The 23,559-nt window shown below is 72.3% G+C and carries 16 protein-coding genes and 3 pseudogenes; 10 read left to right on the forward strand and 9 right to left on the reverse strand.

Features of this window, described 5'->3' with window-relative positions; genetic code table 11:
• Positions 1–28: 28 nt before the first annotated feature.
• Positions 29–3,022: an excinuclease ABC subunit UvrA gene (uvrA, locus tag DRB89_RS28695; RefSeq protein WP_112451229.1), complete on the reverse strand. Its 2,994-nt coding sequence runs from the start codon at positions 3,020–3,022 to the stop codon at positions 29–31.
• A 188-nt stretch (positions 3,023–3,210) separates the two neighbouring features.
• Here uvrA and DRB89_RS28700 point away from each other — a divergent pair, with 188 nt between their 5' ends.
• The 3 genes from DRB89_RS28700 to DRB89_RS28710 all read left to right on the forward strand — a co-directional run bounded on the left by DRB89_RS28700 (position 3,211) and on the right by DRB89_RS28710 (position 6,054).
• Positions 3,211–3,912, forward strand: coding sequence for a maleylpyruvate isomerase family mycothiol-dependent enzyme (locus DRB89_RS28700; protein ID WP_112451228.1), 702 nt, complete (start codon positions 3,211–3,213; stop codon positions 3,910–3,912).
• Positions 3,913–3,922: 10 nt separating this feature from the next.
• Positions 3,923–4,579 (forward strand): MBL fold metallo-hydrolase, encoded by a 657-nt coding sequence (locus DRB89_RS28705; protein ID WP_112451227.1) that lies wholly within the window; start codon positions 3,923–3,925, stop codon positions 4,577–4,579.
• 164 nt (positions 4,580–4,743) lie between these two features.
• Positions 4,744–6,054, forward strand: a complete 1,311-nt coding sequence (locus tag DRB89_RS28710) for an MFS transporter (protein ID WP_112451226.1) — start codon at positions 4,744–4,746, stop codon at positions 6,052–6,054.
• A gap of 22 nt (positions 6,055–6,076) precedes the next feature.
• Here the strand turns inward: DRB89_RS28710 and DRB89_RS28715 are convergent, their stop codons facing one another.
• Positions 6,077–7,060, reverse strand: a complete 984-nt coding sequence (locus tag DRB89_RS28715; protein ID WP_112451225.1) for a TerC/Alx family metal homeostasis membrane protein — start codon at positions 7,058–7,060, stop codon at positions 6,077–6,079.
• Between the two features lie 277 nt (positions 7,061–7,337).
• A pseudogene (locus tag DRB89_RS28720) lies at positions 7,338–8,576 on the reverse strand (export associated protein); the annotation flags it as partial.
• Between the two features lie 92 nt (positions 8,577–8,668).
• On the opposite strand from DRB89_RS28720, the pseudogene DRB89_RS28725 reads away from it, so the two are divergent.
• Positions 8,669–9,055: pseudogene (locus tag DRB89_RS28725) on the forward strand (CAP domain-containing protein); the annotation flags it as partial.
• 123 nt (positions 9,056–9,178) lie between these two features.
• A complete protein-coding gene (locus DRB89_RS28730) occupies positions 9,179–11,620 on the forward strand; it encodes a DEAD/DEAH box helicase (protein ID WP_239516374.1) in 2,442 nt (813 codons plus the stop codon).
• A gap of 87 nt (positions 11,621–11,707) precedes the next feature.
• Here the strand turns inward: DRB89_RS28730 and DRB89_RS28735 are convergent, their stop codons facing one another.
• Positions 11,708–13,099 (reverse strand): glutamate decarboxylase, encoded by a 1,392-nt coding sequence (locus DRB89_RS28735; protein ID WP_112451213.1) that lies wholly within the window; start codon positions 13,097–13,099, stop codon positions 11,708–11,710.
• A gap of 288 nt (positions 13,100–13,387) precedes the next feature.
• Between DRB89_RS28735 and DRB89_RS28740 the strand changes: the two genes are divergently transcribed.
• Both DRB89_RS28740 and DRB89_RS28745 read left to right on the forward strand, forming a co-directional pair.
• A complete protein-coding gene (locus DRB89_RS28740) occupies positions 13,388–13,780 on the forward strand; it encodes a tyrosinase cofactor (RefSeq protein WP_112451212.1) in 393 nt (130 codons plus the stop codon).
• A complete protein-coding gene (locus DRB89_RS28745; protein ID WP_112451211.1) occupies positions 13,780–14,640 on the forward strand; it encodes a tyrosinase family protein in 861 nt (286 codons plus the stop codon). The genes DRB89_RS28740 and DRB89_RS28745 overlap by 1 nt, the downstream gene beginning before the upstream one ends.
• On the opposite strand, the gene DRB89_RS28750 is transcribed toward DRB89_RS28745, so the two are convergent.
• Together DRB89_RS28750 and DRB89_RS28755 are read right to left on the reverse strand one after the other, a co-directional pair.
• On the reverse strand, positions 14,583–15,302 hold the full coding sequence (locus DRB89_RS28750) for a response regulator (RefSeq protein ID WP_112451210.1): 720 nt from the start codon (positions 15,300–15,302) through the stop codon (positions 14,583–14,585). The genes DRB89_RS28745 and DRB89_RS28750 overlap by 58 nt on opposite strands.
• Positions 15,299–16,930, reverse strand: a complete 1,632-nt coding sequence (locus DRB89_RS28755; RefSeq protein WP_112463473.1) for a sensor histidine kinase — start codon at positions 16,928–16,930, stop codon at positions 15,299–15,301. The genes DRB89_RS28750 and DRB89_RS28755 overlap by 4 nt, the downstream gene beginning before the upstream one ends.
• A 67-nt stretch (positions 16,931–16,997) precedes the next feature.
• Here DRB89_RS28755 and DRB89_RS28760 point away from each other — a divergent pair, with 67 nt between their 5' ends.
• Positions 16,998–18,407, forward strand: coding sequence for a cation:dicarboxylase symporter family transporter (locus DRB89_RS28760; protein WP_239516879.1), 1,410 nt, complete (start codon positions 16,998–17,000; stop codon positions 18,405–18,407).
• A 267-nt stretch (positions 18,408–18,674) separates the two neighbouring features.
• Positions 18,675–20,438, forward strand: coding sequence for a S8 family serine peptidase (locus DRB89_RS28765; RefSeq protein WP_112451207.1), 1,764 nt, complete (start codon positions 18,675–18,677; stop codon positions 20,436–20,438).
• A gap of 19 nt (positions 20,439–20,457) precedes the next feature.
• Here the strand turns inward: DRB89_RS28765 and DRB89_RS44995 are convergent, their stop codons facing one another.
• The 3 genes from DRB89_RS44995 to DRB89_RS28780 form a co-directional block, all read right to left on the reverse strand.
• On the reverse strand, positions 20,458–20,697 hold the full coding sequence (locus tag DRB89_RS44995; protein ID WP_239516375.1) for a hypothetical protein: 240 nt from the start codon (positions 20,695–20,697) through the stop codon (positions 20,458–20,460).
• Positions 20,698–21,176: 479 nt separating this feature from the next.
• A complete protein-coding gene (locus tag DRB89_RS28775) occupies positions 21,177–21,836 on the reverse strand; it encodes a (2Fe-2S)-binding protein (protein ID WP_239516880.1) in 660 nt (219 codons plus the stop codon).
• A gap of 130 nt (positions 21,837–21,966) precedes the next feature.
• Complete coding sequence (locus DRB89_RS28780; protein ID WP_112463474.1) at positions 21,967–23,019, reverse strand: SIS domain-containing protein; 1,053 nt, start codon at positions 23,017–23,019, stop codon at positions 21,967–21,969.
• A gap of 198 nt (positions 23,020–23,217) precedes the next feature.
• Between DRB89_RS28780 and DRB89_RS46070 the strand changes: the two are divergent.
• A pseudogene (locus DRB89_RS46070) lies at positions 23,218–23,367 on the forward strand (histidine kinase dimerization/phospho-acceptor domain-containing protein); the annotation flags it as partial.
• Positions 23,368–23,559: the final 192 nt, after the last annotated feature.

The following is a 23,559-nucleotide window of genomic DNA, read 5'->3' on the forward strand; positions in this document are numbered from 1 at the left end:
GGGCTGGATCTCCCAGCCCCGCCGGGGTTCACGCGCGGGGGGCCCGCGCGGCCTTCTTCGCGACGGCCTTCTTCGCCGGGGCGGCCGCCTTCTTCGCGACCGTCTTCTTGGCGGCCGCCTTCTTCGCGGCCGTCTTCTTCACCGGACGGGCCGGCTCGGGGGCCGACGCCTCCAGGATCCGGTCCGCCCCCAGGATGTCCCGCAGGAACTTGCCCGTGTGGCTCGCGCCCACCGACGCGATCTGCTCGGGAGTGCCCTCCGCGACGACGAGACCGCCGCCGTACCCGCCCTCGGGGCCCATGTCGACGACCCAGTCGGCCGTCTTGACGACATCGAGGTTGTGCTCGATGACGATCACCGTGTTGCCCTTGTCGACCAGCCCCGACAGCACCTTGATCAGCTTCGAGATGTCCTCGAAGTGCAGACCCGTCGTCGGCTCGTCCAGGACGTACACCGTGCGCCCGGTCGACCGCTTCTGGAGCTCCGAGGCCAGCTTGACGCGCTGCGCCTCACCGCCCGACAGCGTCGGCGCGGACTGGCCGAGCCGCACGTACCCCAGCCCCACCTCGTTCAGCGTCTTCAAGTGCCGCGAGATCGTCGGAACCGCCTCGAAGAATCCGGCGGCCTCCTCGATCGGCATGTTCAGGACCTCGGCGATGGACTTGCCCTTGTAGTGGACTTCCAGCGTCTCCCGGTTGTACCGGTCCCCGTGGCAGACCTCGCACGGGACGTACACGTCCGGCAGGAAGTTCATCTCGATCTTGATCGTGCCGTCGCCGGAGCAGTTCTCGCAGCGGCCGCCCTTCACGTTGAAGGAGAAGCGGCCCGGCAGGTAGCCGCGCACCTTCGCCTCCATCGTCTCCGCGAAGAGCTTGCGGACGTGGTCGAAGACACCCGTGTACGTCGCCGGGTTGGACCGCGGGGTCCGCCCGATCGGCGACTGGTCGACGTGCACGACCTTGTCGACGAGGTCGTCGCCGTCCACCCGCGTGTGCCGGCCCGGCACCGACCGCGCGCCGTTGAGCTCGCGGGCCAGGTGCGTGTAGAGGATGTCGTTGACCAGCGTGGACTTGCCCGAGCCCGACACGCCCGTGACCGCCGTGAGCACGCCCAGCGGGAAGGACACGTCGATGTCCCGCAGGTTGTTCTCCTTGGCGCCGTGGACCGTGAGCCGGCGCTCCGAGTCCACGGGGCGGCGCACGTCCGGGAGCGGGATGGACCGCTTGCCGGACAGGTACTGCCCGGTGATCGACTCGGGGTTCTTCAGCAGATCCTTCAGCGAGCCGCTGTGCACGACCTTGCCGCCGTGCTCGCCGGCGCCCGGGCCGATGTCCACGACCCAGTCGGCCACCTTGATGGTGTCCTCGTCGTGCTCGACGACGATGAGCGTGTTGCCCATGTCCCGCAGCCGCACGAGCGTCTCGATCAGCCGGTGGTTGTCCCGCTGGTGGAGGCCGATGGAGGGCTCGTCCAGCACGTACAGCACGCCCACGAGGCCGGAGCCGATCTGGGTGGCGAGGCGGATGCGCTGGGCCTCGCCACCCGAGAGGGTGCCGGCGGCGCGGTTGAGGGAGAGGTAGTCCAGGCCGACGTCGACGAGGAAGCGGAGCCGCTCGTTGACCTCCTTGAGGACCCGCTCGGCGATCTTCTTGTCGCGGGCGTCGAGCTTCATCCGCCCGAGGAAGTCCGCGCACTCGCTGATCGACATGGCGGCCACCTCGGCGATGGAGCGGTCCATCACCGTCACCGCGAGCACGATCGGCTTGAGCCGGGTGCCCTGGCAGGTGGGGCAGGGCACCTCGCGCATGTAGCCCTCGAAGCGCTCGCGGCTGGCGTCGCTCTCGGACTCCGAATGGCGCCGCTTGACGAACGGCACCGCGCCCTCGAAGGCCGTGGTGTAGGCGCGCTCGCGCCCGTACCTGTTGCGGTAGCGCACCTCGATCTGCGTCTTGTGGCCGTACAGCAGGGCCTTCTTCGCGCGCAGCGGCAGCCCGGCCCAGGCGATGTCGGTGCGGAAGCCCAGCTCCTGGGCGAGCGCGCCGATCAGCCGCTGGAAGTAGTCCTTGGTGTGGCCGAGCGACCACGGCGAGACCGCGCCCTCGTCCAGGGACTTGTCCTCGTCCGGAATGATCAGCTCCGGGTCCACCTCCATGCGCGTACCGATGCCGGTGCACTCGGGGCAGGCGCCGAAGGGCGAGTTGAAGGAGAAGGAGCGCGGCTCCAGCTCCTCGAAGGACAGGTCGTCGTACGGGCAGTAGAGGTGCTCGGAGTACATCCGCTCACGCTCGGGGTCGTCCTCCGGGAGGTCGACGAAGTCCAGGATCACCATGCCGCTCGACAGCCCGAGGGCGGTCTCCACGGAGTCCGTCAGGCGGCGCTTGGCGCCCTCCTTGACGGTGAGGCGGTCGATGACCACCTCGATGGTGTGCTTCTCCTGCTTCTTCAGCGTGGGCGGCTCGGAGAGCTGGATCGTCTCCCCGTCCACCCGGGCCCGGCTGTAGCCCTTGGTCTGGAGGTCGGCGAAGAGGTCGACGAACTCGCCCTTGCGCTCGCGCACCAGCGGCGAGAGCACCTGGAAGCGGCTGCCCTCGGGCAGCGCGAGCACCTTGTCGACGATCGCCTGCGGCGACTGCCGCGAGATCGGCCGGCGGCACTCGGGGCAGTGGGGCTTGCCGATGCGGGCGAAGAGCAGGCGCAGGTAGTCGTAGACCTCGGTGATGGTGCCCACGGTGGAGCGCGGGTTGCGCGAGGTGGACTTCTGGTCGATGGAGACGGCCGGGGAGAGGCCCTCGATGAAGTCGACATCGGGCTTGTCCATCTGCCCGAGGAACTGGCGGGCGTACGAGGAGAGCGACTCGACGTAGCGGCGCTGGCCCTCGGCGAAGATCGTGTCGAAGGCCAGGGAGGACTTGCCCGAACCGGAGAGGCCGGTGAAGACGATGAGTGAGTCGCGGGGCAGGTCGAGCGAGACGTTCTTGAGGTTGTGCTCGCGAGCGCCACGAACGATGAGACGGTCGGTCACGCCGGTCCGCACCTTTCTTGAGAGAGCGGGGGCACGGGGCCCCCGTCCCAGGGTATTGGGGGGCGCCTCTGCGATGGACTTGGAGACTGGACTCCGAGCGTATAGCACGTGCATTCGATTTCCGGCACTCCGCCAACCGCTTCACCCGATCGTGTGGCTGAGACCCTCGAAGGACTAGGCTCGTCCGCATGATTGATCATGTGCACGACCTGCGATCTGTACGTGAGGCCACGGACCGGCTGCTGACCGCGGCCGCGAAGCTGGACAACGCCGCCCTGGCCGAAGAGTCACATCTCCCCGGCTGGACCCGCGGCCACATCCTGGCCCACCTCGCCCGCAACGCCGACGCCCTGGTGAACGTCTTCGAGGGCCGCCCGATGTACGAGAGCGCCGAGAGCCGCGAGGCCGACATCGAGCGCGACTTCGGCCGGCCCCTCCTTGAACAGCTCGAGGACGTCCGGAATTCCGCCGCCGCCTGGGAGGCCGTCGCCGAGCTCCCGCAGGACTGGACCCGCACGGTGGAGCTGCGCAACGGCGTCACCGACACCGCGGCCCGCGTCCCCTTCCGCCGCCTGATCGAGGTCGAGCTGCACCACGTGGACCTGAACATCGGCTACGAGCTGCACGATCTTCCGGACGAGTTCGCCGAGCGCGAGATCGCCTTCCTCGCCGACCGCTGGTCGGGACGCCCGGACGTCCCGCCGGTCACCCTGTGGCTCGGGTACGAGGGCACGGGACCCGTCTGGCACACCGGCGGCACCGAGGGCTCGCCCGTCACCCTGGCCGGCCCCCGCGCCGAACTGCTCGGCTGGCTCGCCGGGCGCGGCCTGCAGGGCGCCCACCTCGCCGTCCTGGCCGGCGACGGCCTGCCCGAACTCCCTCCGCTCTAGGATTGCCTGCATGACGTACAGCGGAGCGGTCAAGGTCGGCGGTCCGGCCGACGTGCACGAACTCTCGGACCTGATGATTTCCAAAGTCGCGGTGGGCGGCATGAGCAACAACGCCTACCTGCTGCGCTGCCGGGCCACGGACGAGCAGCTGCTGATCGACGCGGCCGCGGAGCCGCAGACCCTGCTCAGCCTGATCGGCGACGGCGGCATCGCCTCCGTGGTCACCACGCACCAGCACGGCGACCACTGGGGCGCGCTCGCGGAGGTGGTCGGGGCGACCGGCGCGCGGACGTACGCGGGCGCCCTCGACGCGGAGGGCATCCCGGTGGCGACCGACGTGCTCGTCGCCGACGGGGACACGATCACGGTCGGACGGGTCACGCTGACCGCCCGCCACCTGGTCGGCCACACTCCCGGATCGATCGCGCTGGTCTACGACGACCCGCACGGGCACCCGCACGTGTTCACCGGCGACTGCCTCTTCCCGGGCGGTGTCGGCAACACCTGGGGCGACCCGAAGGCCTTCGTCCAGCTCGTCGACGACGTGGAGCACAAGCTCTTCGCTGAGCTGCCGGACGAGGCGTGGGTCTACCCGGGCCACGGGAACGACACCACGATCGGCGCGGAGCGGCCGCACCTCGCCGAATGGCGCGAGCGCGGCTGGTAGCACGGGCGCCCGGCGGAGATCCGGCGGCCAGCGCCGAATCCGTCAACCTCACGCCGCACGGCACTCCTTCCGGTCGATGATGGCCGAACGTACGTCCTGAGGTCGCGGGGCGGGGTAATTGCTGCACCATGCAACAGGACCCCTCCCCGCCCCCGCGCCCCTCGATGCTCCGGCTCGCCTCGGCCTCCCTGGCCGGCACCGCCATCGAGTTCTACGACTTCTTCGTCTACGGCACCGCCGCCGCCCTGGTGCTCGGCCCGCTCTTCTTCCCGTCCTTCTCGCCGCTCGCCGCCACCCTCGCCGCCTTCGGCACCTTCGGCGTCGGCTTCCTCGCCCGCCCCCTGGGATCCGCCGTCTTCGGCCACATCGGCGACCGCCACGGCCGCCGCCCGGTGCTGCTCGGCTCCCTGCTGCTGACCGGCCTCGCCACGGTGGCGGTGGGCTGCGTGCCCTCGTACGCCTCGATCGGGGTGGCCGCACCGATCCTGCTGGTCGTCCTGCGCTTCCTCCAGGGCTTCGGCCTCGGCGGCGAGTGGGGAGGCGCGGTCCTGCTGACCGCCGAGCACGCCCCCGAGGGGCGGCGCGGGCTGTGGTCGAGCTTCCCGCAGATGGGCCCGGCGGTGGGGTTCCTGCTGGCCAACGGCCTGATGCTGACCCTGTCGGGCACGCTGAGCGACGCGCAGTTCGCCGCCTGGGGCTGGCGGGTGCCCTTCTGGGGCGCGGGGGTGCTGGCGCTGGCCGGGCTGTGGCTGCGCCGCTCGGTGGAGGAGACCCCGCAGTTCCGCGCCCTCGCCGAGACCGGCCACCGGGCGGACGCCCCGCTGGCCGAGGTCGTACGGGGCCACTGGCGGCTGCTCCTGCTGACCGGCGGGGCGCTGGCCGTGGGGTACGCCGTCTTCTACGCGGTCACCACCTGGTCCCTCGCCTACGCCACCGAGCACCTCGGGGTGCACCGCACGGTGATGCTGGCCTGCATCATGGCGGCCGTCGCGGTCAAGGGCCTGGCCACCCCGGCGGTGGCGCTGCTCGGCGACCGCTACGGCCGGCGGCCCCTGTGCCTGGCGGGCTGCACGGCCTGCGTGCTGTGGATGTTCCCGTTCGTGGCGCTGCTGCGCACGGCGGACCCGCTGCTGATGACGCTGGGGCTGCTCGGCGCCCTGCTCGGCATGGTGACGATGTTCGCCGTGGTGGGCGCGTACCTGCCGGAGCTGTACCCCCCGCGGATCCGCTGCACGGGCGCGGCCGTCGGCTACAACCTGGGCGGGGTCCTGGGCGGCGCGCTGACCCCGATCGCGGCGACGGCCCTGGCGGACGGCTCGGGCCCGCCGTGGGCCGTCGCGGTGTACCTGACGGCGATCGCCTCGGTCTCGCTGGTCTGCTTCGCGCTGCTGCCGGAGACGAACCCCTTGGTCGTGCGCCGGCGGGCGGGCGCGAAAACACCAGCGGGGGCGGCCGAAGCGGCCGCCCCCGTGTAGCCCTCGGGCCCTTCCGGCGCCCTTAGGCGTCGATGCTCTGCGAGTCGGCGGCGGCCTCGGCCGCCGCCTGCTTCTTCGAGGCGATCAGGCTGGTGATCGTGGTGATCACCAGCACTCCGCAGATGACGCCCAGGGAGACCGGGATGGAGATCTGCGGGACGTGCAGGCCCGACTCGTGCAGGGCGTGCAGCACGAGCTTGATGCCGATGAAGCCGAGGATGACGGACAGGCCGTAGCTGAGGTGGACCAGCTTCTTGAGCAGGCCGCCGATGAGGAAGTACAGCTGGCGCAGACCCATCAGGGCGAAGGCGTTGGCGGTGAAGACGATGTACGGGTCCTGGGTGAGGCCGAAGATCGCGGGGATCGAGTCCAGGGCGAACAGCACGTCGGTCGTGCCGATGGCGAGCATGACGACCATCAGCGGGGTCAGGATGCGCTTGCCGTTGTTCCGGATGAAGAGCTTCGTGCCGTGGTAGCGGTCGGCGACGCCGAACTTCTTCTCGATCGACTTGAGGAGGCGGTTCTCCTCGAACTCTTCCTCCTCCTCGTCCTTGCGGGCTTCCTGGATCAGCTTCCACGCGGTGTAGATGAGGAACGCGCCGAAGATGTAGAAGACCCACGAGAAGTTGGTGATGATCGCGGCGCCGGCGGCGATGAAGATCGCGCGCAGGACGAGGGCGATCAGTACGCCCACCAGCAGAACGCGCTGCTGGAGCTGCGAGGGGACCGCGAACTTCGCCATGATCAGGACGAAGACGAACAGGTTGTCCACGCTCAGGGACTTCTCGGTGATGAAGCCGGCGAAGAACTCCTGAGAGGCCTGGCCGTGACCGAAGAAGAGCAGGCCGAGACCGAAGAGTCCGGCGAGGGCGATCCAGACGACCGTCCAGATGCCGGCTTCCTTCATGGAAACGTCGTGGGGCTTGCGGCCGATGAAGAAATCGGCGCCGATGAGGATGCACAGACCGAGAATGGTCAGCACCCAGAGGTTCAACGAAACATCCACTACTTACACGCCTCCGGCAGATGGCTCAGCACTTTGTCAGCGTCATCGCTGCCGGAGGTCTCTTCCACCCGGACGGCCAGGAGGCCACGGGCCGGCGCCCCGGGACTGATTGCTGTCCGTATTGACGGGCACGCCGTAGCAGGAAAGCAGGAATACTCCCCTCCGCAGTCACCAGGGTACCCGGGATGGACCCACAAGGTAAAGGGAACGCCAAGAACTGGTCAGCTGCCGGTCATCCGGGGCCGTGCGGCGGGCCGCCGCACGGCCTCCCCGGCCGCTACCGGGCGGCCCGCCTGGCCGCCGCGACCCGCTCCAGTGCCTGGTCAAGGACCCTGCTGCCCTGCGGGGGCAGGTCCGGCTCGAAGGTCCAGGCGTGGTGGACCCACGGATCGGCGAGGTGGTTGTCCGGCACCGGCGACAGCCGCATCAGCGAGCGCCACAGCGGATCGAGCAGCGGCCCGTAGGCCGAGGCCTCGTCACGGTCCGCGACCATCAGCAGGTGCACGCCGACCGCCGGACCCTCATCGGCAAGGTAGCGCAAACGGGTGACGGCCCGGTCGTCGAACCCGTGCGGGAAGTCGTGCACGACCAGCAGCTGGTCGGACGTGTCCACATCGGGCGGCAGGTCCTCCGGAGCCCCGGCCCGCACCGCCATCTGTACGAGGTCCACGCGCCGGGTCAGCCGCTCCAGGGTCTCGGTGACCCCGGCGGCCCCGGCGGCCGGCGGGCCGGCCAGCACCCCGGCGCGCACCAGCGGAGCCAGCGAGGCCGCTCCGGCCCCGGCCGCGTCGATGACGTGGACGGCGAACCGGTCGGCGGGATGGGCGGCGAGCAGCCGCGCCGCGTGCGCGACGGCCATGTCCATGGCGGCCCGGCGCAGCCGGTCGGTGTCCATGGTCATGGCGGCCTCGGAGCCGGTGCGCCCGTTGTCGATCCACAGGCCGCGCTCCAGCGGGACCCGGACCAGCATGGGAATGCGCAGGTCGGGCCGCTCGGGCAGGTGGAGGTCGCCGAGGCGCAGGGCCAGCGGGCTCTCGGAGGGCACGGCGTGGGCGTGCCAGACCGGGTTGTCCCAGCGGGCGTACGCGGCCGGCAGCGCGGGCTCGACCACCTCGGTCTCGGCGGTGAGCTGGACGAGGTCCCGGTCGAGGACGGCCTGCGCCTGGGCGACCAGCTCCTCGCGGCGGGCCCGGGCGGCGTCCCGGGCGGCGTTGCCGGAGCCGCCGAGGCGGTGGCGGGGGTCGGACAGCGCCTCGTCGAGCTCGCGGTCCATCCGGGAGTCGGCGAACTCGACGGCGCCCCGGTAGGCGGCGACCGAGCGCGCCAGGTCCTCGAACATGCCCCAGACCTGGTTGTAGAACCGCTCCTCCATGGACCAGCCGCTCGCGTCCCCGGCGACGGGGCGCGGCCGCTCGCCGGGCGCGGGCGGCGCCGCCGGGCGCGGCGCGGGCTCGGGCGGTTCGGTGCTGGTGCGGCGGCGCGGGTGGGCGTAGCTGATGGTGGGCGGGCCGCCCGCGGTGTCGTCGGGCGGGCCCGCGTAGTGCCTGGTTCTTATACACATCTCCGAGCCCAGAGACAGCCCAGCCCAAGGCCCCCGCCCCGGCCCCGCCGAGCGGCACCGCCGCCCAGGTCATCGCGCTGGTCAACTCCGAGCGCGCGGCGGCCGGCTGCGGCCCCCTCAAGGACGACCCGCAGCTGCGCGCGGCCGCGCAGGGCCACTCCGACGACATGGCCCGGCGGAACTTCTTCTCGCACTCCAACCCGGACGGGGCCGACCCGGGCAAGCGGACGACCGCCGCCGGATACCGCTGGTCCACCTACGGGGAGAACATAGCCAAGGGCCAGCAGACCCCGGCGCAGGTCATGGACTCCTGGATGAAGAGCCAGGGGCACCGCGAGAACATCCTCAACTGCTCCTTCAAGGACATCGGCGTGGGCATCCACCAGGGCCCCGGCGGACCGTGGTGGACGCAGAACTTCGGAGCCCGGATGTAGCACCTGGGCCGAGGCTCCCCCGCCCGTCCGCACACCACGTACGCGATCTCCCCAACCTGGTTCAAAATCGGGGCAAGATAGGTGCTGGAAGCGAACGGGCAGATCACGGGGGAGGTGATGCGCGTGGCCAGGCAGAAGCTCCGTCCGCACCAGCGCGAGGCCGTCGACGCCGCAGTGCGGGCGCTCGACCTGCCGGCCGGGCGCCGGGTGCCGCACACGGGGCTGCGGACCCAGGTCATCATGGCGACGGGCTCCGGCAAGTCGCTGGTGGCCGTGCACACGGCCGAGGAACTGCGGGCCGGCCGGGTCCTCGTACTGGTGCCCTCCCTCGACCTGCTCGTACAGACCGCGGCGGCCTGGCGCGAGGGCGGCCGGACCGGGCGCGCCCTGGCCGTGTGCTCGCTGCGCGGCGAGGACGCGGGGGTGCCGACCACCACGGATCCGGCCGAACTCGCCGACTGGGCGGGCCCGTCCTTCGACCGGGTGACGGTGTTCGCCACGTACGCCTCCCTGGGCCTCGGCACCGTGGAGCGCGCGCACCGGGAGGGGCTGCCGGGCTGGGACCTGATCGTCGTCGACGAGGCGCACCGGACGTCCGGGCGGATCGGCAAGCCGTGGGCGGTGGTGCACGACAACACCCGGATCCCGGCCGTGCGCCGGCTGTACATGACGGCCACGCCCCGGGTCTGGCAGGACGGCGAGGAGGCGGACGAGGACAAGGCGCGCGGCCGCGGCGATCTCGTGGCCTCGATGGAGGACGACGCCGACGGCCCCTTCGGCGCGCGCTGCCACACCCTGACCCTGGCGGAGGCCATCGACCGGGGGATCTGCGCGCCGTACCGGGTGGTCTGCGTGGACGTCAGCGATCCGGATTTCCAGGCGGCGGTCCTGCTCGGCCCGGACGGGCGCTCCGACGCGGTGCGCGGGGTACGGCTCGCCGCGCTGCAGACGGCGCTGGTCAAGGCGGCCGTGGAGCAGGGCTTCCGGCGCACGCTCGTCTTCCACCACCTGACCAAGGAGGCCGAGGCGTTCGCGGCGGGGCTCCCGGCGGTGGCCGCGCGGCTGCGCGCCACGAGCTGGGACCCGCGGCCGGTGTACCCCCGTACCGTCTGGGCGGACTGGCTGTGCGGGCAGCACACGGCGGCGCACCGGCGGCGGGTGCTGGGCGCCTTCGCGGACGACCGGGTCGCGGACAAGGCGTTCCTCGGCAGTGTCCGGGTGCTGGGCGAGGGCGTGGACACCAAGGAGTGCGACTCGGTCTACTGGGCGGACGTACGGGGCTCGATGCCCGATCTGGTCCAGGCCGTCGGCCGGGCGCTGCGCATCCGGCCCGGGGAGGGCAAGATCGCCTCCCTGGTGGTGCCGGTGCTGCTGGGGCCGGGCGAGTCCCCCGAGACGATGCTGACCTCACGGGCGTACGGGGACCTCGCGCGGCTGCTGGAGGCGCTGCGGGCGCACGACACCCGGCTCGTCGAGTCCCTGGCGCAGCCGCAGGCGCCGAGCCGGCCCGGGGCGCGGGGAGCCGCGGGCCAGACGCTCGGCTCCGGGCTGCGCAGCGGCGCGGAGTCCCTGCTGAGCTTCTCCACCCCGCGCGACCCGGCGCTGCTGGCGGCCTTCATCCGGCTGCGGGTGCTGCACCCGGAGCACGAACACTGGCGCCGGGGGGTGGAGGCGGCCCGGATCTACGCCGGCCGGGCCGGGGACCTGAAGGTGCCGTTCGTGTTCAAGGTCCCCGCGGGGGCGGAGGCCGGGGAGGGCGGCGAGCCGTGGCCGCCCGGGCTCGCCCGGTTCCCGCTCGGCCAGTGGATCGCGGACGTGCGGCGCACGTACCGGCGCGGGGCGCTGGGCAGGGAGCGGACGGCGCAGCTCGACGCGCTGGGCATGGTGTGGAGCCACTTCGACGTGGCCTTCGAGGAGGGGCTCGCGGCGGCGGGCGGCTGGGCGGCCGAACACGGGCACCTGCTGCCCCCGGTGGACGCCGTCTGGCACGGCGCCCCGGTCGGGGTGTGGGTCAAGAACCAGCGTGCGGCGGCACGCCGGGAGGGGCCGGGCACCCTGCCCGAGGAGCGCCGGGAGGCCTTGGAGGCCATCGACGCGTCCTGGTGCCCGGCCTGGCCGATCTCCTGGCAGCGGGCCTTCCACCTGGCCCGGGTCCACCTGGACGCGGGCGGCCGGCTCCCGTCGGGTCCCGGGGAGGCCGTCGTCCAGGGCGAGGACCTCGGGGTGTGGCTGCGCGGGCAGCGCCACGCGTGGGAACGCCTCGCGTGGACCCAGCGCTGGCTGCTGGAGCACACGCTCGGGGTGGTCCCGGCCGAGGGTGCGGACCGGCCGAGGAAGCGCGTCGGCCATGGAGCCGCGTGGGCGGCCCACCTGGAGGCGGCCCGGCAGTTCCACGCGCGCGAGCGGCACCTGCGGGTGCCGCGCACGCACGTGGAGCGGGTCGGTGGCCGGGAGCTGCGGCTCGGCTCGTGGATCGCCAACCAGCGCTCCCGCGCCGCGTCCCTCGGCGAGGAGCGGGCGGCCGCCCTCACGGAGCTGGGGATGCGCTGGCCGGGCTCCGCCTGACCGGGCGGGCCGCCGCGCCCGCCGGTGCGCGTGCGCCGGCCCCGGCCGCGGCCGCGCGCGGGGCCGGGGCCGGGGCCGGCACCCGGGTCAGTGGTGGAAGCCGGACCGGGGCGCGGTGGCCGGCACGGGCGGCGGCGTCGCGGTCAGGTGCTCCACGGCGCGGCGCAGGTCCGAGACGAGCAGCGCGATCTGGTCGCGCGTCACCCCGTGGCGGATCAGGACCCGTTGGATGACCGTGTCGCCCCGGTCGGCCGGCAGCGGGTACGAGGGCACCTGCCAGCCGCGCATGCGCAGCCGGTCGGAGAGGTCGTACAGGGTGAAGCCGGCGCCGGCCGGGTCGGTGAGCCGGTAGGAGACGGCGGGCAGCGCGCCCCGGCCGTCGTAGAGCAGGGTGAAGGGGCCGACCTGCTCGATCTCGCGGGCCAGGTACTGGGCGGTGTCGGCGCAGGCCTGCTGGACCCGGCGGTAGCCGCCCCGGCCCAGGCGCAGGAAGAGGTAGTACTGGGCGATGATCTCGCCGCCGGGGCGGGAGAAGTTGAGGGCGAAGGTGGGCATGTCCCCGCCGAGGTAGTCCACGGAGAAGACGAGGTCGGCCGGGAGCAGGTCGGCGGTGCGCCAGACGATCCAGCCGACGCCGAGCGGGGCGAGGCCGTACTTGTGCCCGGAGGTGTTGACGGAGGCCACGCGCGGCAGCCGGAAGTCCCAGACCACGTCGGGGTGGAGGAAGGGCGCGACGAAGCCCCCGCTGGCGGCGTCGACGTGGATGGGCACGTCCCAGCCGTGCTCGGCCTGGATCCGGTCCAGCTCGGCGGCGATCTCGGCGACGGGCTCGTAGACGCAGGTGTAGGTGACGCCGAGGATGGCGACGACGCCGATGGTGTTCTCGTCCACGTAGGCGGCGAGCTGTTCGGGGCGCAGTCCGGTGGCGCCCTCCTCCAGGGGGACCTGGCGGAGCTCGACGTCGAAGTAGCGGGCGAACTTGTCCCAGCAGATCTGGACGGGTCCGCACACCAGGTTGGGCCGGTCCGTGGGGAGTCCGGCGGCCCGCCGGCGCTCGCGCCAGCGCCACTTCAGGGCGAGGCCGCCGAGCATGGCGGCCTCGCTGGAGCCGGTGGTGGAGCAGCCGGTCCCGGTGGCTTCGGGCGGGGCGTTCCACAGGTCGGCCAGGATGTTGACGCAGCGGGCCTCGATCTCGGCGGTCTGCGGGTACTCGTCCTTGTCGATCATGTTCTTGTCGAGGCACTCGTTCATCAGCCGGTGGACCCCGTCGTCCGACCAGGTGGTGCAGAAGGTGGCGAGGTTCTGGGCGGCGTTGCCGTCGAGGAGCAGCTCGTTGTGGAGGAGCTCGTAGACCACCTCGCTGGGCGAGTGGTCGTCGGGCATCCGGTACTTGGGGAGGATCTCGCCGCTGAGGGCGGAAGCGAACACGTCCGTCTCGGCGTCGAGGGAGCGTACGTCCTTCGTCTCATGGAGGGCCATATCGGGACTCTAATGGACAGACCGTCATTGACCGCCATGAACTCAGGTAGGGGATCCGAGCGGTTCCCGCTGCGGCTTCCGGCCGACTCGACGGTGTGACCCCTCCCATACCCTCCCGATGCGACCGAAAGATTTCCTGTCGGTTAAGGTTTTTCACATAGGTCTTCCCGTCCGGACCACTGGAGCCGGTTCGGACGGGAAGATCATCCAACTAGTTCATACGGCAACTTATCCGCGCATGTCCGGATAGTGATCCCGTGTTCCGCGCGCCCTGATACCTCTCGGGCCATGAACAAGATCACTCGCCGTCAGGCCTTAGGCACAACTGCCGGCGCGCTCACCGTCCTCGGCCTCGCCGGCGCCACCGCGCACGCGGCCGTCACCGGCTCCCGCTCCGCCGCACCCGCCACCCCCACGGGCAAGGTCGACGAGGTCTACCAGGGCCGCCGCATCCGGATAACCCCCGCCTCCGGCGGGGGCGGCCACCACGGCGGCCACCACTCCCCCGGCCTGCCGACCGTCCTCATAGACGGCCGCGAACTGCACGTGATGCGGAACGCCGACGGCACCTGGATCAGCGTGGTCAACCACTACGAGACGTTCTCCGACGTCCTGCCGCTCGCCCGCGCCGCCGTGCGCGAACTCCAGGGCGCCGCCCTCGTCCCGATGGGCGGCATGTGATGACGATCCGCAAGAACCAGGCCTCGCTCACCACCGAGGAGAAGAGGGCCTTCACCAACGCGCTCCTCGAACTCAAGCGCACCGGCCGCTACGACCGCTTCGTCACCACCCACAACGGCTTCATCATGGCCGACACCGACTCGGGCGACCGGGTCGGCCACCGCTCCCCCTCCTTCCTGCCCTGGCACCGCCGGTTTCTGCTGGAGTTCGAGGCGGCTCTGCAGGCAGTGGATCCGGGCGTGGCCCTGCCCTACTGGGACTGGACGGCGGACCGGACCGCCCGCTCCTCGCTCTGGGCCGCCGACTTCCTCGGCGGCACCGGGCGGGCCCGCGACGGACAGGTGCTCGACGGGCCCTTCGCCTACGCGACGGGCAAGTGGGAGATAGCCGTCCGCGTGGACGGGCGCTCCTACCTGCGGCGCGCGCTCGGCACGGGCGTCGCCCAGCTGCCCACCAAGGCCGAGGTGGACGCCGTCCTCGCGATGCCGGTGTACGACGCGGCGCCCTGGAACAGCTCCTCGGGCGGGTTCCGCAACAACCTGGAGGGGTGGCGCGGGGCCAACCTGCACAACCGGGTGCACGTGTGGGTCGGCGGCCAGATGGGCACCGGGGTCTCCCCCAACGACCCGGTGTTCTGGATGCACCACGCCTTCGTCGACAAGCTGTGGGCCGACTGGCAGGCACTGCACCCGCAGTCGCCGTACCTGCCCGCCGCCGGCACCCCGAACGTCGTGGACCTGAACGACACCATGCGGCCGTGGAACGACGTGACGCCGGCGGACATGCTGGACCACCGCAAGTTCTACACCTTCGACACCGAGCCGGCCCCGGTCCCGGCCGGAGCCGCCAGCCAGCGGTAGTGCAGTTCGGGGCGGCCGACCTGGCCGTACCGGGGGGCGCGGGCCGCACGGCCCGTGTCCACCAGGTGCTCCAGGTACCTGCGGGCGGTGATCCGGGAGATCCCGGCCGCCTCGGCCGCCCCGGCCGCGGTCAGTCCCTCCGGGGCGGCCCGCAGCAGCGCGGCGACCCGGTCCAGGGTCGGCGCGCCGATCCCCTTGGGGAGCTCGGCCGGGCCGGGTGCGCGCAGGGCCGCCATGGCCCGGTCCACGTCGTCCTGGCCGGCCGCCTCGCCCGCCGCCGTCGCGCGGAACTCGGCGTAGCGCAGCAGCCGTTCGCGCAGGGTCGGGAAGGCGAAGGGCTTCAGCACGTACTGCACGACCCCGAGCGAGACGCTCTCGCGCACGACCCCCAGGTCCCGCGCCGAGGTCACCACGATCACGTCGGCCGGGTGGCCGGCGGCCCGCAGACCGCGTGCGAAGCGCAACCCGTGACCGTCGGGCAGGGTGAGGTCGAGCAGCAGCAGGTCGATCCTGGTCCGCTCCAGGACCCGGGTCGCCCCGGCGAGCGAGTGGACGGCCGCGACCGCGGTGAAGCCGGGCACCCGCCCGACGTACAGCGCGTGCGCGTCGGCGGCGACCGGATCGTCCTCCACCACGAGGACCCGCACCTCGGGCGCGCTCACCGGCCCGCCTCCCCGCGCGCCGGGAGCCGTACGGTGAACCGCGCGCCCCCGTCCGGCAGCCGGTCGGCGTCCGCGCTGCCCCCGTGGCGGTGCGCCACCTGCCGCACCAGCGCCAGGCCCAGGCCCCGCCCCTCCCCCTTCCCGGACCAGCCGCGGCGGAACACGTCCGCGCCCTCGGGGAGTCCGGGGCCGTTGTCGGCGACGCGCAGCAGCAGGCCCCGCCCGCCGGGACCGTCGGGACCGTCCGGACGGACGGTGACGGCCACGCGGGCGCCGGGGACTCCGGTGAGGGCGTCCACGGCGTTGTCGACGAGGTTGCCGAGGAGGGTGCCGAGGTCCCGGGCGGGCGGGCCGCCGGGCCCGGCGGCGATGGCGGCGCTGTCCGGGGTGACGACCAGCTCGATGCCGCGCTCGTGCGCCTGGGCGGCCTTGCTGAGCAGCAGGGCCACGAGCACCGGTTCGCCGACCGCGGTGACCACCTCGTCGGTCAGGGCCTGGGCGAGGCGCAGTTCGGCGGTGGCGAAGTCCACCGCCTCGCCGGTGCGGCCGAGTTCGATGAGGGAGACCACGGTGTGCAGCCGGTTGGCCGCCTCGTGGGCCTGTGCGCGCAGCGCCTGGGTGAAGCCGCGTTCGTGGTCCAGCTCTCCGGTCAGCGCCAGGAGTTCGGTGTGGTCGCGCAGGGTCACCACGGTGCCGCGGCGGCCGCCTCCGGCGACGGGCGCACTGTTGAGCACGAGCACCCGGTCGGCGGTCAGGTGCACCTCGTCCACCCGGGGCCGGTCGGCGAGCAGCGCCCCGGTGAGCGGGGCGGGCAGGCCGAGGTCGGCGACGCCGGTGCCCTTGATCTCCCCGCGCAGGCCCAGGAGTTCGCGGCCGGCGTCGTTGACGAGGGTGATCCTGCGCTGCCCGTCGAGCATCAGGAGGCCTTCGCGGACCCCGTGCAGGGCGGCCTGGTGGTAGTCGTACATCCGGCTCAGCTCGCCGGCGTTCATCCCGTGGGTGTGGCGGCGCAGCCGGGCGTTGACCACGTACGTGCCCGCCCCGCCGAGGGCCAGTGCCCCGCCGGCGACCCAGGCGAGGGCGGAGAGCTGCGCGGCGAGCCGGGCGCTGACCGCGCGGACGGTGATGCCCGCGGCGACCATGCCGATGACCCGGCCGTCGTCGTCCGTGACCGGGGTGACCACGCGGATGGAGGGGCCGAGGGTGCCGGTGTAGGTCTCGCCGAAGGTCTCGCCGCGCAGTGCGGGGGCGGTGTTGCCGAGGAAGGGCTCGCCGATGCGCCGCGGGTCGGGGTGGGTCCAGCGCCTGCCGTCCGGAGCCATGATCGTCACGAAGTCCACGCCCGCGTCGACCCGGACCCGCTCCGCGTAGGGCTGCAGGACCCCGGAGGGCCCGCCGGGATCCCCGCTCCCCCGCACGGCTCCCCGGACCGCCTCCCGTACGGAAGGCGAGTCCGCGACCGCCCGGGCCACCGCTCCGGCCTGGCGCCGGGCGGCTTCCTCGGCCTGGCCGCGGGCGGTCGCGTACGCGAAGACGGCGCAACCGGCGACGACCACGGCGACCAGCACCACCTGCATGGCGAAGAGCTGGCCGGCGAGGCTGCGCGGTGGCCGGGGGAAGCGGAACATGGCGCTCAGTGTGCACCCGGGCGTGAACTCAATGAACGCAAGGGTGACCGGGGTCACAGGGCGGGCGATGGTCTCCCGGGACGCCTCCACCACCTGGAGGCGACGTGCACCACCAGGAGGCAGCGTGTCCGCGAGGCGCGACAAGACGCACTATCTGTACATCGCGGTGATCGCCGCGGTGCTGCTCGGCATCGCCGTCGGCTTCGCCGCGCCCGGCACGGCCGTGGAGCTCAAGCCGCTGGGCACCGGGTTCGTCAACCTCATCAAGATGATGATCTCGCCGGTGATCTTCTGCACGATCGTGCTGGGCATCGGTTCGGTGCGCAAGGCCGCCAAGGTCGGCGCCGTGGGCGGACTGGCGCTCGGCTACTTCATGGTGATGTCCACGGTGGCGCTGGCCATCGGACTGCTGGTGGGCAACCTGCTGGAGCCGGGCAGCGGACTGCACCTGACCGAGGCGGCCCGGCACGCGGGCGAGGCGCAGGCCAAGGCGGGCGGCGCGGAGAGCACCCCCGAGTTCCTGCTGGGGATCATCCCGACGACGCTGGTGTCGGCCTTCACCGGGGGCGAGGTGCTGCAGACCCTGCTGGTGGCGCTGTTGTGCGGGTTCGCGCTCCAGGCGATGGGCGCGGCGGGCGAACCGGTGCTGCGCGGGATCGGGCACGTGCAGAAGCTGGTGTTCCGGGTGCTCGCGATGATCATGTGGGTGGCGCCGGTGGGCGCGTTCGGTGCGATCGCGGCGGTGGTCGGCGCGACCGGCATGGACGCGCTGAAGTCGCTGGCGGTCATCATGATCGGCTTCTACACGACGTGCCTGATCTTCGTGTTCGTGGTGCTCGGCACGCTGCTCAGGGTGTGTACGGGGATCAGCGTGTTCGCCCTGCTGCGCTACCTGGGCCGGGAGTTCCTGCTGATCCTCTCCACCTCCTCCTCCGAGTCGGCGCTGCCCCGGCTGATCGCGAAGATGGAGCACGTGGGGGTGTCGCGCCCGGTGGTCGGCATCACCGTGCCGACGGGCTACTCCTTCAACCTGGACGGGACCGCGATCTACCTGACGATGTCCTCGCTCTTCGTCGCAGAAGCGATGGGCAAACCCCTCGCGCTCGGCGAGCAGGTCTCCCTGCTGCTGTTCATGATCGTGGCCTCGAAGGGCGCGGCCGGGGTGACGGGCGCGGGACTGGCCACCCTCGCGGGTGGACTCCAGTCCCACCGGCCGGAACTCGTCGACGGCGTCGGCCTGATCGTGGGCATCGACCGGTTCATGAGCGAGGCGCGGGCGCTCACGAACTTCGCGGGCAACGCGATCGCGACCGTCCTGATCGGGACCTGGACGAAGGAGTTCGACCGGGCCCGGGCCACCGAAGTCCTCGCGGGCCGCCTGCCGTTCGACGAGACCACGCTCACCGACGACGGCCACGGCGAGAGCCCCGCGGTCCCCGCCCAGCCGGAGGCCGCCAAGGACGGCGTACCCGCCTAGTGCTGTGACCGGAGGGACCGGCCGGCCAGGGTTCGCCCCCACGGTGCCCAGCCCGGCCGGTCCCGACACCTCGATACAGCGTCGATTTCCAGCCAAGCGACAAGGAAGTGTCCTGCGGTAAAAGGTACTTCCATATCGGGGCAGGCGTCTGACATCTTGCGTCCACCACTCGTTTCGTACGGCCCGGTAGGTGCCACCCGCACCGCAGGGCCGTCTTCGGAGGACGCATTGATACCCCACATATCCAGCCGACCTCGACGTACCCTCGTGCTGGCCGCCGCTCTCGGCGCGCTGGCCTTCGGAGCCCCTGCCGCGCTCGCCGGCACCGCGCCCGTCTCCCCGGTCGGCACCCCTGCCGCCTCCGCACCCGCCAAGGCCCAGGCCGCGGCGCCGACTTCCCAGAGTGCGACCTGGGCTGCCGGCACCCGCGCCTACCTGGTGATCACCGCCGCCGGTGACAGCTCGGCGGTCCGTTCCGCCGTCACGGCGAACGGCGGCACGGTCTTCTCGTACTTCGACTCCATCGGCGTGATCGTCGCCCACTCGACCTCCTCGACCTTCGCGACCACCATGCGCGGGGTCAGCGGTGTCCAGAAGGTCGGCGCGACGCGCACCTCGGACGTCCCGGCCGACGCCTACAACCCGGCGCTGCCCGCCAACCCGGCGCAGTCCTCGACCGCCGCGGGAGAGCCCGTACGCGTCGACATGAGCCAGATCAAGGCCGACCAGGCCTGGGCCGTGAACCCCGGCTCCGCCACCGTCAAGGTCGGCATCCTGGACACCGGCGTGGACGACCAGCACCAGGACCTGGCACCGAACTTCAACGCGGCCGACTCCGCCTCCTGCGCCTACGGCAAGGCGGACACCCGGGTCGGCGCCTGGCGTGACGTGGGCAGCCACGGAACGCACGTCGCGGGCACCGTCGCCGCCGCCAAGAACGGCAAGGGCGTCGTCGGCGTGGCCCCGGGCGTGAAGATCTCCTCGGTCCGCGTGGCCGAGCCCAGCACCTCGATGTTCTTCGCCGAGAACACCATCTGCGCCTTCGTCTGGTCCGGCGACCACGGCTTCAAGGTGACCAACAACAGCTATTACACGGACCCGTGGCAGTTCAACTGCCCGGACAACATCGACCAGGCCGCCATCATCGAGGGCGTCAAGCGCGCCCAGGAGTACGCGGAGAGCAAGGGCTCGCTCCAGGTCGCCGCGGCGGGCAACGAGGACTACGACCTCGCCCACAAGACCACCGACTCCGCGAGCCCCAACGACTCCACCCCGACCAACCGCACCATCACCAACGCCTGCCTCGACATCCCGACCGAGCTCCCGGGCGTGGTCACGGTCGCGGCCAACGGCACCGGTGTCACCAAGGCCTCGTTCTCCAACTTCGGCCAGGGCGTCATCGACGTCGCGGCGCCGGGCAGCAACGTCTACTCCACCGTGCCGGGCGGCACGTACAGCTCCATGAGCGGTACGTCGATGGCCTCCCCGCACGTCGCGGGCGTCGCGGCGCTCATCGCCAGCGCCAACCCGGGCATCACCCCGGCGCAGATCCGCGACAAGCTGGCCACCCAGGCCAACGACGTCGCCTGCCCGTCGGACGGCCGCTGCACCGGTACGACGGCCAACAACGGGTTCTTCGGCGAGGGTCAGGTCGACGCGCTGAAGGCGGTCGGCGCCACCCCGCCGCCCGGGAAGTACTTCGAGAACCTCACCGATGTCGCGATCCCCGACAACACCACGGTGGAGAGCCCCGTCACCGTCAGCGGAGTGACCGGCAACGCGCCGGCCACCCTCAAGGTGGGCGTGGACATCAAGCACACCTACACCGGTGACATCAAGGTCGACCTCGTGGCCCCGGACGGCACGGTCTACACCCTGAGCAACCGGGCCGGCGGCAGCACGGACAACATCATCAAGAGCTTCACCGTCAACGCCTCCTCCGAGGTCGCGAACGGCGTCTGGAAGCTCCGCGTGAACGACAACGCCAGCCAGGACACGGGCAAGATCGACGCCTGGAACCTGACCTTCTAGTCCGAGTCGGTCCTCGCACTCAGCGGTGCGGGACATCGGCCAGCCAGTCGAAGACGACGTCGCAGTGCTGTTGCGGGGCCATCGGGGAGCAGTGCAACTGCGCCCCGGTGGCCTCCGTCAGTTTCACGTACTCGCGCGGCGAGCGGAGCAGGTCGTACATCTGCCGGGGCTGGCCGGGGTAGAACTGCTCGAAGTCGTAGTCCAGGACGAGCGTCGGGGCCTTGTTCTTCGGGACGACGGCGGTGACGTCGAGGCTCATGAACCAGACCGGCAGCCGGGTCTTCCCGTACGGGGCTGCGCGCGGACGGCGGCCGGGGAGCAGAGCCGGGTGAATGTGTCCCAGGCGCGGCGGCCCTCGAGGTAGACCTCCTCCTCGTCTCCGGGGCGGTCGGTGCCCAGGACGTAGAACAGGGCCTGCCCGGAGTACTGCGCCGCGCGCAGCGAGCGGAACCTGCGGGTCTGCGAGGGGGTCCCGCCGCCGTGCCGGCCGGCGGCCGGGGGCGCGGAGCCCGGCGAAGTTGAAGCCCGGGTCGGCGAAGAGCTTCATCGAGCCCGGAGCGGGATCGGGGGCGGCGGCGCGGGCCTCGACGCGCGCCTCGGCGCGGGCGTCCCGCGGGCCGGGCCGCGGGGTACGGGCGGGCGTTTCGGCTTGAGCTTGGGTTATTGCACGGAACGTAGGAGCGCGTCCGGGCGAGCCTCCGTCCGCCACACCCTCCGGTGCTCCGAACGGCCGCACCGCTACCTGGTCCGCAGTACGCAGTCCCCGCACAGGCCGCCGCCGGGCACCTTGTAGTACAGGCAGCAGCTGCGGCGTACGAAGGCCACCCCGAGGCCCGGTTCGTGGAGGTAGGTGCCGGTTCCGGCGAGCGGCCCCCCGGCGCCGAGCAGTACGGCCGCGAGGGACGCCGCCGCCTCCCCGGGCACCCGGTCGGTGAGCACCCGGACGGCGCCGACCAGCCCGGAGGCGGCGTTGCCGCGCAGCACCCGCGGCGAGACGCCGAACCGCTCGCGCAGCGCCGCGTCCAGTACTCCGAGGTTCCCGAGCACGCTCTGCGCCAGGGCCGGCGCCGGGTCCTCCTCCGGCAGCCCGGCCGGCTCGGGGAGCCACAGCTCCAGCGATCCCGCACCGGGCAGCCGCCACCACACGCGGTCCGGTCCGAGGTCGGGCACCCGTCCGGCCAGGACGGCGCAGCCGAGCGCGAGCGACCAGAGCCTCGAGGCGATCCCGAACTGCGCGGTGGAGGCGGCCACCCGGCCCGGCCCGCTGCCGATCCGCCGCCCCACCTCGCCCACGTAGGCCCCGAGCCGCTCCCCGTACAGCTCGCCGAGCGGCCGGAAGCCGGGCCCGGGCGGCTCCTTCCCGTACGCCACGGTGAAGAACGGTCCGACGGAGCGCAACTGCCGCAGTACGTCCTCCACCTCAGGCCCCGCATCCGTCGTCGGGCAGGGCCGCGGGGGCCGTCACGAAGCAGTCCATGGCCCGATGATCTCAGGCGCCGCGATCCGGTGGACCTTTCCGGTCACAGCACTAGGCCTGGGTGAAGGCCGCGACCTCGAAGTCGGACATGTCGAGTCCGCCCTGCTTGGTGTCGTCGTTGGCGAAGACGAAGGACTCGATCGGGACGTCCCGCTCGGCACTGAGCTGGGCGACCAGTTCCTGCAGGACCACCGTTTCCAGGACCACGCGGACCGCGTCCGCGACCTCGGGCAGCCGGACGACCGACAGGCTGTCCGCCGGCTCCACCTCGGCGGCCGTGATCAGCAGCGTGAGGTGGCCGGCGCCGGCCAGCGAGCGGGCCAGCTCGATCTCGCGGCCGTCGCCGTAGACGAGGTGCAGGGTGTTGCCCGCCGACTCCATCTCGCCGTGCAGGTAGTTGCGGGTCGCCGAGGCGGCCGCGGTCATCCGCACCACCTCGCGCAGCAGCAGCGCGCCCTCCTCGGCGGAGGCCCGGGAGGCGCCGGCGGCCACGCCGTCGGAGGCGATGCAGCGGGCGCCGCGCTCGCGCAGACCCGCCACGATCTCGGTGGCCTGCCGGTGGATCGCGGTGGTCTGCTCCGCGATGTCGCCCCACGGGTCACCCGCGCGGCCGGCGATGGCGCCGGCGATCAGGTCGAGGGCCACGACGGTCCCGGTGTAGCCGGTGGTCGAGGCGTACGAGTCGGGCTCGTTGCCGAGGTCCACGGTGAGGTCGGCGAGGTCGCCGAGCGGCGACGGGACGACGTTGAGCAGCGCGGTCCTGGTGATGCCGGGGGCGGCGCACTCGAAGGCGGCGATGGTCTCGGAGCTGCGGCCGCCCTGGGAGACGGCGATCAGGCAGTCGGTGTCGAAGCCGGCGGTGCCGGTCTCGATCTCGCTGGACAGCACGCGCTGGGTGACGATCCCGGCCTCGCGCAGCTGCTGTACGGGGACGGCGAGGGCGGCGTACGAGGCGCCGATGCCGGTGAAGAGGGGGCGTTCGGCGGCGCGCAGCCCGGCGAGCTCCGGGGAGGCGAGCTGGGTGCGGACGCGGTCGGCGATCCGGGCGAGGGCTGCGCCCTGGCCGGCCTGGCCCTCGAGGAAGGTGATGCGGGATCCGGACATGGTGGGGGGTCCTTACGAAGTCTGCGGGGCCGCGGGGCCCCCGCCGGTACGGGCGGGGCGGGGGGCCCGGCGCGGGCGAAGCACGCGAAGCTCCTGGCGGACACGGGTGATCTTGGTCGAGAACCCGTCTACCAGGAGCTTCGTCGTTCCGTACAGCCCACACCGACCAACACCACAGCCCCACCGTCAGGTTGAAAAGGGCTCAAGGTCTCCGTCACCTCGCTGCGTTCCACCGACGTGCAATGGTCCGACGAGGACCGGGCCGACCTCCTGGAAGGCATCGAGGACGGCGCCGACCGCCTCGACCACCTGATCGGCAACCTCCTCGACATGTCCCGCCTCCAGACGGTGTGTTCGGGCTGTCTGACCGCGCTGGATTCCCCTTGGTGCGGTCGGGGCGCCTCATCGTCCTGCAGAGGCCATGCTCTCTGCCCCCATCCTTGTCGGCCGGCTTCCTGCCCGCCGACCGGTGGCGGGCAGAGTGGCTCCGAATTGGTCCGAGCCTGTCTTCAGGTGCCGCAGGGGTGCTCCGGGTGGCGG

This window comes from Streptomyces sp. ICC4, from assembly GCF_003287915.1.
GTDB lineage: Bacteria > Actinomycetota > Actinomycetes > Streptomycetales > Streptomycetaceae > Streptomyces > Streptomyces tritrimontium.

Coding starts and splice junctions, on each gene's coding strand:
- DRB89_RS28705 (WP_112451227.1), top strand. CDS start 3,923: ATGACGTACAGCGGAGCGGTCAAGGTCGGCGGTCCGGCCGACGTGCAC.
- DRB89_RS28735 (WP_112451213.1), bottom strand. CDS start 13,099: ATGGCCCTCCATGAGACGAAGGACGTACGCTCCCTCGACGCCGAGACG.
- DRB89_RS28710 (WP_112451226.1), top strand. CDS start 4,744: ATGCTCCGGCTCGCCTCGGCCTCCCTGGCCGGCACCGCCATCGAGTTC.
- DRB89_RS28700 (WP_112451228.1), top strand. CDS start 3,211: ATGATTGATCATGTGCACGACCTGCGATCTGTACGTGAGGCCACGGAC.
- DRB89_RS28760 (WP_239516879.1), top strand. CDS start 16,998: ATGGTCTCCCGGGACGCCTCCACCACCTGGAGGCGACGTGCACCACCA.
- DRB89_RS44995 (WP_239516375.1), bottom strand. CDS start 20,697: ATGAGCCTCGACGTCACCGCCGTCGTCCCGAAGAACAAGGCCCCGACG.
- DRB89_RS28740 (WP_112451212.1), top strand. CDS start 13,388: ATGAACAAGATCACTCGCCGTCAGGCCTTAGGCACAACTGCCGGCGCG.
- DRB89_RS28755 (WP_112463473.1), bottom strand. CDS start 16,930: ATGTTCCGCTTCCCCCGGCCACCGCGCAGCCTCGCCGGCCAGCTCTTC.
- DRB89_RS28745 (WP_112451211.1), top strand. CDS start 13,780: ATGACGATCCGCAAGAACCAGGCCTCGCTCACCACCGAGGAGAAGAGG.
- DRB89_RS28780 (WP_112463474.1), bottom strand. CDS start 23,019: ATGTCCGGATCCCGCATCACCTTCCTCGAGGGCCAGGCCGGCCAGGGC.